The sequence below is a fragment of the Streptomyces sp. NPDC004561 genome (genome assembly GCF_053602155.1).
Genome location: NZ_JBSGDB010000279.1, coordinates 1 through 11,941 on the forward strand (window position 1 = coordinate 1; position 11,941 = coordinate 11,941).

The following is an 11,941-nucleotide window of genomic DNA, read 5'->3' on the forward strand; positions in this document are numbered from 1 at the left end:
CTCGTCGGCGTCCTCGGCGTGGCCCTCGGGCGTGTAGCCGCGGGTCGGGTGGGGCGGCGTACCAATCCGCGGCCTGGCGGGGGCCGGTGTGTACGACGGCCGGATGCTGGTGAGGCCGATCGCGGCGATCCGGGGGCCGTCGCGGTGGGCGGCCGGGCCGGTGTTGACCAGGATCCGGGCCGCGCCCCGCTGCCACAGGTCGACCGGCTTGCCGCGGTGCCGGGCGGCGCGGGTGAAGCCGAGGGCGCCGAGGAGCGCGGTGACGGGTTCGGCGTCCCGGGTGAGGAGTTCGGCGAAGGCGACCCCGGTGGGGACGACCGGCGGGGGCAGTTCGGCGGTGCCCACGGCCTCCTGCAGGAGCAGCAGGGAGCGGTGGGCGTCCACGGCGGTGGGGCCCGCGTCCGCCTGCCGGAAGACGTCGTTGAAGACCTCCAGGGACAGCGGGCCGGTGTAGCCGGTGCGCAGCACATGGGTGAGGAGGCCGGTGAGGTCGAAGCCGCCCTGGCCGGGGAAGCAGCGGTGGTGGCGGCTCCACTGCAGGACGTCCATGGCGAGGAGCGGGGCGTCGGCCAGCTGCAGGAAGAAGATCTTCTCGCCGGGGATGTCCTCGATGCCCTTCGGGTCGCTGCCCCGGGACAGGATGTGGAAGCTGTCCAGGCAGGTGCCGAGGGCCGGGTGCCCGGCGGTCTCGACGATGCGCCAGGCGTGGTCGTACGTGCTGACGTGCCGGCCCCAGGCGAGCGCCTCGTAGGCCACGCGGATGCCGAAGTCCGCGGCCAGGTCGGCGAGCCGGCCGAGCTGCGCGGCGGCGAGGGAGTCGTCGTCGAGGGCGTCCGGGGAGACGCTGGAGCACACCAGGACGGTGTCGGCGCCCAGCCTGCCCATCAGCTCGAACTTCTGCCGGGCACGGCGCAGGGTGCGGGCGAAGACCTCCTGCGGCACGGCCTCGACGTCGCGCATCGGCTGGTAGAGGTCGATGCTCAGGCCCAGGTCGGCGCAGCGGGCGCGCACCTCCTCGGGGGCGAGGGGGCTCGCCAGGAGGTCGTTCTCGAAGATCTCCACGCCGTCGAACCCGGCCCGGGCGGCGGCGGTGAGCTTCTCGGTGAGGGGGCCGCTCAGCGAGACGGTGGCGATGGACGTACGCATCCGGATGCCTCCCTACTTCGGCGCGGCCACGGCGCCGGTCAGCTCGGCCAGGTCCGCCAGCATGCGCGCGCTGTCGGGTTCCCGGCCGGTGAACAGGCGGAACGCGTCGGCGGCCTGGAAGGCGGCCATGCCCCCGCCGTCGAGCGTGGCGCAGCCGATCGCCCGGGCGGTCCGCAGCAGCTCGGTCTCCAGCGGGCGGTAGACGACCTCGGCGACCCACAGCCCGGGGTCGAGGAGCTCGGCGGGCAGCGGCAGGCCGGGGTGCGCGGCCATCCCGGTGGGGGTGGCGTGCACCAGGCCGTCCGCGCCGGCGAGCAGCGCGGGCAGCCGGTCCGGGGGCGCGGCGGCGGCGCGGCCCGGGCCGAAGTGCCGTACGAGGGAGCGGGCGAGGGCGGCGGCACGGTCGGGCAGGGCGTCCACGACGGTGACCCGGCCCGCGCCGAGGGTGAGTACGGCGTGGGCGACGGCCGCGCCGGCGCCGCCCGCGCCGAGCTGGACGATCTGCTCCAGCGGGGCGTCGGGCAGGCCGCGCGCGAAGGAGGCGGCGAAGCCGGTGACGTCGGTGTTGTGGCCGACGGCCCGGCCGCCGTCGAAGACGACGGTGTTGACCGCGCCGAGCGCCTCCGCCTGCGGATCGAGGCCGTCCAGCTGGCCGATGACCAGCTGCTTGCACGGGTGGGTGATGTTCAGCCCGTCGAAGCCCAGGTCGCGGGCGGCCCGGACGAGGTCGCCCACCGCCTCCGGCGGCATCCCGAGCTCATCGATGTCGATGAGCCGGTACAGGTGGCGCAGCCCCTGCCGGTCGGCCTCCCGCTGGTGCAGGGCGGGGCTGAGCGACGGGCCGATCCCGGCCCCGATCAGTCCGACGAGATACGAGTCCTTGTCCACGCGGACCTCCCGAGGCGACACTAATGTACGAACCAGTACGTTAGCTATATCAGCCGGGGGCGCGTCCGGGGAAGACCCGATGGCGACCCGGACGGGCCGCACGGGAGCCGGACCGCGCCCTCGCAGCCCATGGCCGGGACGGGTCGTTCGGCAGACCCCCGCGGCGCTCCGGGGCGCTGCTTCTACAATCACCGGCACACGAACGAGTGCGCCCGCACCCGGCGTGCCACGGCCCGAAGGAACCCGATGACCAGCGTCGAAGAACCGGTACGACCCGGCGGCCGCGTGCGCGACGCCGTCCGCACCAAGGCCGAGATCCTCGACGTGGCCACGCAGGAGTTCGCGCGGGCCGGCTACGACGGCGCCCGCGTGGACGAGATCGCCGCCCGCACCCGCACCACGAAGCGGATGATCTACTACTACTTCGGCGGCAAGGAGCAGCTGTTCACGGCCGTGCTGGAGCGGGCGTACGGGGTGATCCGGGAGGCCGAGCAGCAGCTGGACGTGGAGCACCTGGACCCCGTCGCGGCGATCCGGCGCCTCGCCGAGCTGACCTTCGACCACCACGAGCAGCACCCGGACTTCATCCGCCTGGTCAGCATCGAGAACATCCACGGCGCCGAGCACATCGCGGCCTCCGAGAAGCTCGGCAAGATCGGTTCCCCGGCGCTCGACGTGATCCGCCGGATCCTCGCCACCGGACAGGAGTCCGGACTGTTCACGGCCGACGTGGACGCGGTCGACCTGCACGCGATGATCAGCTCGTTCTGCTTCTTCCGGGTCGCCAACCGGCACACCTTCGGCGCCCTGTTCGGCCGGGACCTGGTGGCCCCGGCCCAGCGCGCGCACTACCGGACCATGCTCGGCGACATGGTGATCGCGTATCTGACGGCCGACCGGGCCGCCGACTGACACACCCGGTGCGGGAAGTCCCCGGGGATTCGGGCCCGGCCTTCCCCGAAGGCTCGCGCACGCCCTCTTGACACGCGGGAAACTCGCGCGCAACATCCCACCCAACCACGACTAACTATCCAGTGGGTTAATTAGCCGCCGAGATCCGGCCCCGCCCGCTCCCGCCCCTCGTCGCCCACTCCCCCCGCGCGGGGTGGAGTCCCCCCGAAGGAGCACCGCCGTGTCCGTCCCCGCCCCCGCTCCCGCCGCCGAGGTCCCTCCCGGCCAGCCCTGGAAGGCCGCGACGGCCGCCTGGATCGGCAGCGCACTCGAGTACTACGACTTCTTCGTCTACGGCAGCGCCGCCGCGCTGATCTTCCCGAAGGTGTTCTTCGACTCCTCCGACCCGGCCACCGCGACCCTGCTGTCCCTCGCCACCTTCGGCGTCGCCTACGCGGCCCGCCCGGTCGGCGCGCTGTTCCTCGGCCACTTCGGCGACCGGCTCGGCCGCAAGAAGATCATGGTCTTCACGCTGCTCCTGATGGGCCTGTCGACGTTCCTGATCGGCTGTCTGCCCACCCGAGCCCAGGCCGGCTCGCTCGCCCCGGTGCTGCTCGTGCTGTGCCGGGTGCTCCAGGGCGTATCGGCGGCCGGCGAGCAGGCGAGCGCGAGTTCCATGAGCCTGGAGCACGCCCCGCCGGACCGGCGCGGGTTCTTCACGAGCTTCACCCTCAGCGGCACCCAGGGCGGGCAGCTCATCGCCACCCTCGTCTTCATCCCGGTCGCCCAGCTGCCCGAGGACCAACTGCTGTCGTGGGGCTGGCGGGTGCCGTTCTGGCTGAGCGTGGTGGTCGCCGCCGCCGGCTACGTCATCCGCCGCCGGCTGCGCGAGACCCCGGCCTTCGCCCGGCAGGCGGCCACCGAGGGCGTGGTCCGGCTGCCGCTCGCGGTGCTGCTGCGCGAGCACTGGGCGGACGTGCTCCGGGTGATCGCGGGGGCCCTCGTCGCCTCCGTCAGCACGATCTTCACGGTGTGGGCGCTGGCGTACGCCACCAGCGACGCGGTGGGCATGTCCCGGACGTCGATGCTGTGGGTGGGGGCGCTGGCCAACGTCGTCGCGCTCGCCGCGATCCCGCTGTGGGCGACGCTGTCCGACCGGATCGGGCGCCGGCCGGTGTTCCTGATCGGCGCGGTGGGCAGCGCCGTGGCGATGGCCGGCTACCTGTGGGCCATCTCCACCCGCTCCTACCCGCTGACCCTGGTCCTCGGGATCGTCGCGTTCGGCATCGTCTACAGCGCGGCGAACGGTGTGTGGCCCGCCTTCTACGGCGAGATGTTCGCGACGCGGGTCCGGCTCTCCGGCATGGCGATCGGCACGCAGATCGGCTTCGCGGCGGCCGGGTTCGCGGTCACGTTCGCCGCGGAGATCGCCGGTCCCGGCGGTGACGACTGGGGGGCCGTCGCCCTCTTCACGGCGGCCCTGTGCGTGCCGCCGGCGCTCGCCGCGCTCTTCGCCCGCGAGACGCACACGGTCCCCACGGACCTGCTCGGCGAACGAGCGGGCCGGGGTGTCACCCGCCCCGAGCAGGTGTCGGCCTGACCGTCCCGGGGCCCTGAGCCGGACCGGTCCGGCCCGACCGCTGTCAGCCTGGCCGACAGCCGGGTCCGCGGCAACGCGCCGACCAACTGCGCGGGCACGGTGCCGGGCTGCACGAACTGAGTCCCGAACCCGGCGGACAGCGCAACGGCAGGGGTGGCATCGCGTTCGCCGTGCCACCCCTACCCACTTGGTCTGCTCAGGCGGAGGGAACCACGGCGGCGTCGAGCAGAGGGCCGAGTTCGCCCGCCACGGTCGTCAGGGGCCGTACGTCCCGCTCGGCGCGGGCCATCAGGATCGCGCCCTCCAGGGCGCTGATCATCAGCGTGGCCAGGGACTCGGCGCGGGCGGCCGGAACGCCCATTCCGGTGAGGGCCTCGGCGAGCGGCCCGCGCCAGGTGGTGAAGGCGGCGGCCACGGCCTCGCCGGTCGAGCCGCCCGCGGAGGCGCAGTCGACCGTGGCGGCGGCGACGGGACAGCCCGCGGCGAAGCCGTCCTTCCCGTACTCGTCGGTCCACTGCGCGACCATCGCCGCGAACAGACCGCTCGGCGTGGGCTCCGGCAGCCCGGCGACGAAACGCGCGATGCGCCTGCCCGCGTACCGCCCGGCCCAGTCCACCGCCTCGTTGACCAGTTGTTCCTTGCCGCCCGGGAAGTAGTGCTGGAGGGAGCCGCGCGGCGCCCCGGCGTGCGCGGCGACCTCGCGCATACCGGTCGCGGCGACCCCGTCGCGCCGGATGAGCTGGGCCGCGCTGAAGACCATCCGCTCGCGCGGTCCACGCTGCGCCTCGGTCATCCTCGTCCTCCGTTCCTCTCCCCCACTCTATGACCGCCGTCATAACAGGGGCTACTATGACGACGGTCATAGTCGGCCCCCGGAGCGAAGGACTGCCCCATGCACGTCGGTTTCATCGGTCTGGGAGTGATGGGCAAGCCCATGGCGCTGCGCCTGGCGGCCGCCGGCACCCCCCTGGTGGTGTGGAACCGCACCGCGGAGCGCGCCGAGCCGCTGCGTGCGGCCGGGGCGGAGGTCGCCGCCGACGCCGGCGAGGTGTTCGCGCGGTCGGGCGTGGTGCTGCTGATGCTCGCCGACGAGGCGGCGGTCGACGCGGTGCTCGGCCGCGGCACCCCCGAACTGGCGAAACGCGTCGCGGGACGCACGGTCGTCCACATGGGGACGACGTCACCCGAGTACTCCCGCGCCCTGGAGGCCGACGTCCGCGCCGCGGGCGGCCGCTACGTGGAGGCGCCCGTCTCCGGCTCCCGCGTCCCCGCGGAACAGGGGCAACTCGTGGCCATGCTCGCGGGCGAGGAGACGGCCGTCGAGGCCGTACGGCCGCTGCTCGCGCCGATGTGCCGAGAGACGTTCGTGTGCGGCCCGGCCCCCGGCGCCCTGCTGATGAAACTGTCCGTGAACCTCTTCCTGATCACCCAGGTGACCGGTCTGACCGAGGCCTTCCACTTCGCCGAACGGCAGGGCCTGGACCGGCGGCTGTTCCTGCGCGTCCTCGACGCGGGCCCCATGGCCAGCGGGGTCTCGCGGATGAAGGCGCCCAAGCTGCGCGAGCGGGACTTCGCGGTGCAGGCCGCCGCGCTCGACGTGCTGAAGAACAACCGGCTCATCGCCGAGGCGGCACGCACGGCCCGGCTGGCCTCCCCGCTGCTCGACGTCTGCCACGCGCTGTTCGAGGAGACGGTGGCGCAGGGGCACGGCGGCGAGGACATGGTCGCCGTCCTGCGCGCGATCGAGACGCGGACCGCCGAGGCCCCCTGAGCCGTCCGGTCGTCAGCGCTTCGGGACGCCGTACACCCGGTCGACGTGCAGCCGGAGCACCAGGCGGCGGTCGCGGACCATCGCGGCACGGTAGTCGTCCCAGTCCGGGTGTTCGCCGACGACGTCTCGATAGAGCCGGACGAGTTCCTCGACCGTCTCGTCGTGGGGGTCCTGGGCCACCGGGGACAGCTCGGCCGTGCCCTCGGCGACGGCGTACGCCCAGCGGTCCGCGCTGGTGACGTGGTACGAGGCGCGGGGATCGCGGCGCAGGTTGCGGGTCTTGGCCCGGTCGTCGGTGACCGAGACGCGGACGACCCGCTCGTCGGGGTAGTAGGTGTGGGCGACGTTGGAGAGCTGGGGGCGGCCGTCGCGCCGGAGCGTGACCAGTACACCGCCGTGCCCCTCGGAGAGGAGCTGGAGCAGCGCGTCCTGCGTGGAGTCCTGAGTCATACCCGGATCAACTGCGAAATGCCGCTGACGCATTCCCCGGCGGCCCGCGAGCGGGCACCGTCCACGGACGGCGCCGGACGTCGCCCCGCCGGAGTCGCGCCGGTCACGAAAACCGCTGATGAGCCGGTACCGGCCGGCGCTCCTGCGCGACGATGAGCAACGGGTGTGCCCCCTGAGGACAGCGGGGACACACCGGATACGACGCGACCGGAGGAGAGCGATGGCACAGCTGCGACAGGAAGTCGACCCGGGCGAGGCGGGGCTGGACCCGAAGGCGCTGCACCGCCTGGACCAGTACTTCGCCCGCCATGTCGACGAGGGACGCCTGCCCGGCTACCTGGTGGCCCTGGCCCGCGGCGGCCGTGTCGCCCACCTCACCACCCACGGCCTGCGCGACGTCGCCGCCGGGCTGCCGGTCGAGCCGGACACGCTGTGGCGGATCTACTCGATGACCAAGCCCGTCACCGCGGTCGCGGTGCTGCTCCTGGTGGAGGAGGGCAGGCTCGCGCTGGACGACCCGCTCGACCGCCATCTGCCCGAGTTCGCCGACCCCCTTGTGTACGACGGCGGTTCGGGCACCGACGTACGGACCCGGCCGGCGTCCGGCCCGATCCTGATCCGGCATCTGCTCACCCACACCGCGGGGCTGACCTTCGGTTTCTACCACCAGCACCCCGTCGACGCCCTCTACCGCGAGTCCGGCCTGGAGTACTCGGTGCCGTCCGGCGCCGACCTGGCCGAGACGGCCGCGGTGTACGCGCGGATGCCGCTGCAGTTCGACCCGGGCACGCAGTGGAACTACTCGGTCGCCTCCAATGTGCTGGGCCGGGTCGTCGAGGTGGTCTCCGGGCAGCCGCTGGACGCGTTCTTCGCCGAGCGGATCCTCGGCCCGCTCGGCATGACCGACACCGGCTTCCACATCGAGCCCCCGCAGGCCGCCCGGCTCGCCGAGCTGTACCGGGAGACGGAGGCGGGCGGGATCGAACCGGTGGCCGGGCTGCCGGTCCACGGCCGGCCCCGGTTCCTGTCCGGCAGCGGCGGACTGGTGTCGTCCGCGCACGACTTCCACCGGTTCATGGAAATGCTGCGCCGGGGCGGGGAGTTGGACGGCACCCGGCTGCTGTCCGCCGGCACCCTCGCCCTGATGACACGCAACCAGCTGCCGGGCGGCGCCACCATCCGTGCCTTCGGCGCCCCCGCCCACCAGGAGCCCGGCAACGACGGCCTCGGGTTCGGCTTCAACGTCTCCGTGGTCATCGACCCCGCCCGCACCTTCGCCCCGTCGAGCCTCGGCACCTACGGCTGGACCGGCGCGGCCACGACCGCGTTCTGGATCGACCCGGGCCACGATCTGACCGTGCAGTTCATGACCCAGGTGCGCCCGAGGACGCTGAAGGTCTTCCCCGAGCTGCGGCGGCTGGTGCACGAGGCGTTGTCGGACTGACCGGCTACGGTCCCGTCCCATGGGAATCACCAGCGCCTGGAGCATCAGCGCCCATGACGACGCCTGCATAGGCGAACTGGCACCGCGCCTGCTGCCCCTGATCGAGGCCGAGCTCGGCGAGCCGCTCGCCCTGGAGCGGTGGGAGCGCTGGGTGGCCGAGGGCCCGGTGCCCGAGCCGTCGTACGACTTCCTGGACCTGACCTGCGGAGGCGAGCATGTGCGGAAGATGCACGACGGGCTCACCCGTGACGCCCCGTTCTGCATGCTCCATGACGTGTGGGGCCAGGAGGACATCGAGGACCGCCTGTTCCTCTCCGTGCAGAGCAAGGACTGGGCGGTCTCGTCCCTGTTCCACGCCATCGGGCCGGCGCGGGCGGCGCTGCTGCCGGGCTGGTGCGGCAACTTCCCGCTGACCTCAGCCCAGGTGCGCGACACCCTGCCGCGGGTCGAGCGGGCGCTGACGTTCGGCCCGCGGGAACGGGCCCTCGCCGAGCGCCGGGACTGGCTCTGCTACGCCGAGGAGGAGGAGTCCGTGCCGGACGGCCCGCTGCGCCTGTGGCGGCTCGCCGCGGCGGCGGGCTTCGGGCTCTGCGGGGTCTCCTGCGTCATCCACTGATCCGGTGGATCAGGAGGCAGGGCCCCGTCCACGGTCGTCGCGGTCACCGCCGGCGCGCCCGCCGTCCCCCTCACCGCGCGGATCACGGTCGTCGTCCGATCCGGTCCGCGCGGTGGCCCGCCGAAATGTGAAGGGGCGTGCGGGAAGCGGCGCCTCACGAACCGTGGGCGACGGCGTCCAGATGGGGCAGGTGGTGGTCCATCCGCTCCCGCTTGGTCCGCAGGTAGGTGATGTTGCTCTCGCACGGCTCGATCAGCAGCGGCACCTGCTCGGCGACCTCGATGCCGTGCCGGACCAGCGCCTCCCGCTTGCGCGGGTTGTTGGACATCAGCCGCACCGAACGCACCCCGAGGTCCTGGAGGATCTGGGCGGCGACGCCGTAGTCGCGGGCGTCGACCGGCAGGCCGAGCGCGAGGTTCGCCTCCACGGTGTCCAGGCCCTCCGCCTGGAGCGCCATCGCGCGCAGCTTGGCGAGCAGTCCGATGCCGCGGCCCTCGTGGCCCCTCAAGTAGACGACGATGCCGCTGCCTTCGGCGACCACCGCGCGCATCGCGGCCTCCAGCTGGTCGCCGCACTCGCAGTGCCGGGAGCCGAAGGCGTCCCCGGTCAGGCACTCCGAGTGCAGCCGGATCAGCACGTTCTCGGCGCCGATCTCGCCGTGGACCAAGGCGACTTGCTCGTCGCCGCGGTCGTGGTCCAGGTAACCGATCGCCTGGAATTTCCCGTACACCGTGGGCAGCGGCACATTCACGACGCGTTCCGCGCCCGAACGCCGCGGGGACTTCTTGCCGAGTACGCCGATGTTTTCTGTCATGATCTGATTCCTAAGCAGAGACGAAAGGCCGTGAAAAGATGAGTGGTTCGGGCGCGCGTACGGCGGCATACGGGGTGATGCCGGCGGACACTACGGAAGACGTACGGACGCGGGGGGCGGGCGTTTCAACACAGGTCGCGGTCCTTCCCGTCGGGAGCTTCGAACAGCACGGTCCGTTCCTTCCGCTGGCGACCGACACGCTGGTCGCCTGTGCCGTGGCGCGGGAGATCGCCGCGGCGTACCCGGTGCACCTCCTTCCTCCGGTCACGGTCTCCTGCTCGCACGAGCACGCGGCCTGGCCGGGGACCGTCAGTATCTCCGCGGTGACCCTCCACGCAGTGGTCTCGGACATCGCGGCGTCGCTGCGCCGTTCGGGCGTCGACGCGCTCGTCGTGGTCAACGGGCACGGCGGCAACTACGTACTGGGCAACGTGGTCCAGGAGGGCTCGGCGCGCGGGGAGAGGATGGCCCTGTTCCCGGCCGGCGAGGACTGGGAGGCGGCGCGGGAGCGTGCGGGGGTCGTCACCTCGCTGCTCACCGACATGCACGCGGGTGAAATCGAGACCTCGATTCTGCTGCACGCTCATCCCGAATTGGTCCGCCCTGGTCACGAGTCCGCCGATTTCACCGCTGACGACCGTCGCCATCTCCTCACCGTGGGAATGTCCGCCTATACCGAATCGGGCGTCATCGGCCGTCCATCCCTGGGCTCGGCCGAAAAGGGGAAGGAACTCCTGACGAGCCTGGCGGATTCCTTCGAGCCGTATTTCACGCTGCTCACCTCCACCGACGGCCGCGGATAGTCCACTTGGGCGGTACGGCCGGGGCCCCGCGGGGCGGCTCCGGCCCGGGAGGCGTCCGGCCGGGGGTCCTCTGTCGGGGCGCGGCCCGTCTCGGCTGCCCCGGTCGGGTCCGTGGGCACCTGCGCGGCGTCCGCCGTGGTGGCTTCGGTGCGCAGGCCGGCGTACCAGCGTGCGACGAGGACGGCGGCGCCGGGCAGGCTCGCCACCAGGCTCAGTACGCCGTACACAACGGCGACGGCGACCCCGGTGCTCGCGCCGAGCCCGGCCGCGCCGAACGCCCAGGCGGTGACGCCCTCTCGGGGGCCGAAGCCGCCGACGTTCACGGGCAGCCCCATGGCGATCAGGGCGAGTACGGCGAGGGGGACGAGCACCGCCACCGGGGCCGCGGAGCCGGCGACGCGGGCGGCCACGACGAACATCGCCAGGTGCCCGGCCAGCACGACCGCGGAGGACAGTGCGACACCCGGCCCGGCTTGCCGGGACAGCAGGCCCTCGCGTGCCTCGCGCAGCGCCCTGCCCAGCGCGCCTCCCCGGGGTGAGGGCGCGCGGTTCATCCGGACGGCGAGGACGACGGCGAGCGCGCCCGCCGCCGCGAGCGCCACCAGCGGGGCGAAGCCGCGGACCTCCGCGCGGACCGGGGACGGCAGGGTCAGCAGCACGGCCGCGCCGGACACGGCCAGCGCGACCTGCCCCGCGACCCGCTCCAGGACGACCGCCTTCACCGCCCGCCGCAGGTCACCGGCGCTCTGCCCGTGCCGGACCGCCCGGTGCACATCGCCGAGGATTCCGCCGGGCAGGGCCGCGTTCAGGAACAGCGCCCGGTAGTAGTCGGCGACGGCGGGCCCCAGCGGCAGCCGGATGCGCAGACCCCTGGCCACCAACTGCCAGCGCCACGCGCTGAGTACGGTGGTGACCGCACCGATGCCGAGGGACACCAGCACCGTCCCGGTGTCGATCCGCCTGAGCCCGTCCAGGAGCACGCCGGTCCCGAGCCGCCACAGGAGTACGGCGACGATGACCACGCCGGCGACTGTACCGAAGTGGGTGCGCAGAGCACGAGAGTTGAACCGTCGGGCGGTCGCGGAGTCCCGCGTCGGCGCCTGGGCCGGGCCCGGCTCGCCCGCGCGCTCCGCGACGCCGCAAGGCACGCCCGCTTGTTCCCCGTTCCCGCTCTCCGCACCCGCGCCTTGCGGGGCGACGCGCGGCGCCGGCGCGTGCTTCGCGTCCCGGCCCCGCACGAACTCCCTGTCCGTGTCCCGGACGGCCGGAGGCGTCACGCGCACACGCGGGCCGGTCCGCGGAGGCCGGACGGCCGTCGCCTCGGTTCCCGCCCCCCGAGCGCTCATGACATGTCCTCCGTCGACCCGGGCAGGGCCAGCAGGTCCGTGTGGTGGACGACGGCCCGCAGCTCGCCGGCCGCGCAGGTGGCGGGCCTTGGAATGGAGGGCCAGCCAGGCAAGCTGATGTCTCTTCATGCGTCCCGCAGCCAGGCGCCGGCTGCGGGGTGCGGTTGCAGAC

Annotated in this window: 11 protein-coding genes and 1 pseudogene; 6 read left to right on the plus strand and 6 right to left on the minus strand. The window is 73.3% G+C overall.

Annotated features, from left to right (window positions below; translation table 11 throughout):
• Together ACWEN3_RS29610 and ACWEN3_RS29615 are read right to left on the minus strand one after the other, a co-directional pair.
• On the minus strand, positions 1-1,146 hold a 1,146-nt coding region (locus ACWEN3_RS29610; protein WP_452976816.1), incomplete at its 3' end, for a TIM barrel protein.
• Between the two features lie 12 nt (positions 1,147-1,158).
• Positions 1,159-2,034, minus strand: a complete 876-nt coding sequence (locus tag ACWEN3_RS29615; RefSeq protein WP_452976818.1) for a shikimate dehydrogenase — start codon at positions 2,032-2,034, stop codon at positions 1,159-1,161.
• A 246-nt stretch (positions 2,035-2,280) separates the two neighbouring features.
• On the opposite strand from ACWEN3_RS29615, the gene ACWEN3_RS29620 reads away from it, so the two are divergent.
• Positions 2,281-2,946 carry a TetR family transcriptional regulator gene (locus ACWEN3_RS29620; RefSeq protein ID WP_452976820.1) on the plus strand — a complete coding sequence of 222 codons (666 nt, stop codon included), beginning with the start codon at positions 2,281-2,283 and terminating at the stop codon, positions 2,944-2,946.
• A 220-nt stretch (positions 2,947-3,166) separates the two neighbouring features.
• The gene (locus ACWEN3_RS29625; RefSeq protein WP_452976822.1) at positions 3,167-4,525 is read left to right on the plus strand and encodes an MFS transporter; all 1,359 of its coding nucleotides are present in this window, start codon (positions 3,167-3,169) and stop codon (positions 4,523-4,525) included.
• A gap of 196 nt (positions 4,526-4,721) precedes the next feature.
• Here the strand turns inward: ACWEN3_RS29625 and ACWEN3_RS29630 are convergent, their stop codons facing one another.
• Entirely contained in the window at positions 4,722-5,318 is a 597-nt protein-coding gene (locus tag ACWEN3_RS29630) for a TetR/AcrR family transcriptional regulator (protein WP_452976824.1), read from the minus strand.
• A gap of 99 nt (positions 5,319-5,417) precedes the next feature.
• Between ACWEN3_RS29630 and ACWEN3_RS29635 the strand changes: the two genes are divergently transcribed.
• Positions 5,418-6,296 carry an NAD(P)-dependent oxidoreductase gene (locus ACWEN3_RS29635; protein ID WP_452976826.1) on the plus strand — a complete coding sequence of 293 codons (879 nt, stop codon included), beginning with the start codon at positions 5,418-5,420 and terminating at the stop codon, positions 6,294-6,296.
• A 12-nt stretch (positions 6,297-6,308) separates the two neighbouring features.
• On the opposite strand, the gene ACWEN3_RS29640 is transcribed toward ACWEN3_RS29635, so the two are convergent.
• Positions 6,309-6,746, minus strand: coding sequence for a PPOX class F420-dependent oxidoreductase (locus ACWEN3_RS29640; protein ID WP_452976828.1), 438 nt, complete (start codon positions 6,744-6,746; stop codon positions 6,309-6,311).
• A 220-nt stretch (positions 6,747-6,966) separates the two neighbouring features.
• Between ACWEN3_RS29640 and ACWEN3_RS29645 the strand changes: the two genes are divergently transcribed.
• Together ACWEN3_RS29645 and ACWEN3_RS29650 are read left to right on the plus strand one after the other, a co-directional pair.
• Positions 6,967-8,190 carry a serine hydrolase domain-containing protein gene (locus tag ACWEN3_RS29645; RefSeq protein ID WP_452976830.1) on the plus strand — a complete coding sequence of 408 codons (1,224 nt, stop codon included), beginning with the start codon at positions 6,967-6,969 and terminating at the stop codon, positions 8,188-8,190.
• Between the two features lie 19 nt (positions 8,191-8,209).
• Positions 8,210-8,806, plus strand: coding sequence for a hypothetical protein (locus tag ACWEN3_RS29650; RefSeq protein WP_452976832.1), 597 nt, complete (start codon positions 8,210-8,212; stop codon positions 8,804-8,806).
• Positions 8,807-8,960: 154 nt separating this feature from the next.
• Here ACWEN3_RS29650 and ribA read toward each other — a convergent pair whose 3' ends face one another.
• Positions 8,961-9,620, minus strand: coding sequence for a GTP cyclohydrolase II (gene ribA / locus ACWEN3_RS29655; RefSeq protein ID WP_452976834.1), 660 nt, complete (start codon positions 9,618-9,620; stop codon positions 8,961-8,963).
• A 38-nt stretch (positions 9,621-9,658) separates the two neighbouring features.
• Between ribA and ACWEN3_RS29660 the strand changes: the two are divergent.
• A pseudogene (locus ACWEN3_RS29660) lies at positions 9,659-10,405 on the plus strand (creatininase family protein); the annotation flags it as partial.
• On the opposite strand, the gene ACWEN3_RS29665 reads toward ACWEN3_RS29660, so the two are convergent.
• Positions 10,291-11,769, minus strand: coding sequence for a lysylphosphatidylglycerol synthase transmembrane domain-containing protein (locus ACWEN3_RS29665; RefSeq protein WP_452976836.1), 1,479 nt, complete (start codon positions 11,767-11,769; stop codon positions 10,291-10,293). The pseudogene ACWEN3_RS29660 and the gene ACWEN3_RS29665 overlap by 115 nt on opposite strands.
• Positions 11,770-11,941 lie beyond the last annotated feature (172 nt).

What these genes read in the sequence shown, in the direction of transcription:
- ACWEN3_RS29630 (WP_452976824.1), bottom strand. Translation starts at nt 5,318, where the DNA reads ATGACCGAGGCGCAGCGTGGACCGCGCGAGCGGATGGTCTTCAGCGCG.
- ACWEN3_RS29640 (WP_452976828.1), bottom strand. Translation starts at nt 6,746, where the DNA reads ATGACTCAGGACTCCACGCAGGACGCGCTGCTCCAGCTCCTCTCCGAG.
- ACWEN3_RS29635 (WP_452976826.1), top strand. Translation starts at nt 5,418, where the DNA reads ATGCACGTCGGTTTCATCGGTCTGGGAGTGATGGGCAAGCCCATGGCG.
- ACWEN3_RS29665 (WP_452976836.1), bottom strand. Translation starts at nt 11,769, where the DNA reads ATGAGCGCTCGGGGGGCGGGAACCGAGGCGACGGCCGTCCGGCCTCCG.
- ACWEN3_RS29645 (WP_452976830.1), top strand. Translation starts at nt 6,967, where the DNA reads ATGGCACAGCTGCGACAGGAAGTCGACCCGGGCGAGGCGGGGCTGGAC.
- ACWEN3_RS29620 (WP_452976820.1), top strand. Translation starts at nt 2,281, where the DNA reads ATGACCAGCGTCGAAGAACCGGTACGACCCGGCGGCCGCGTGCGCGAC.
- ACWEN3_RS29650 (WP_452976832.1), top strand. Translation starts at nt 8,210, where the DNA reads ATGGGAATCACCAGCGCCTGGAGCATCAGCGCCCATGACGACGCCTGC.
- ribA (WP_452976834.1), bottom strand. Translation starts at nt 9,620, where the DNA reads ATGACAGAAAACATCGGCGTACTCGGCAAGAAGTCCCCGCGGCGTTCG.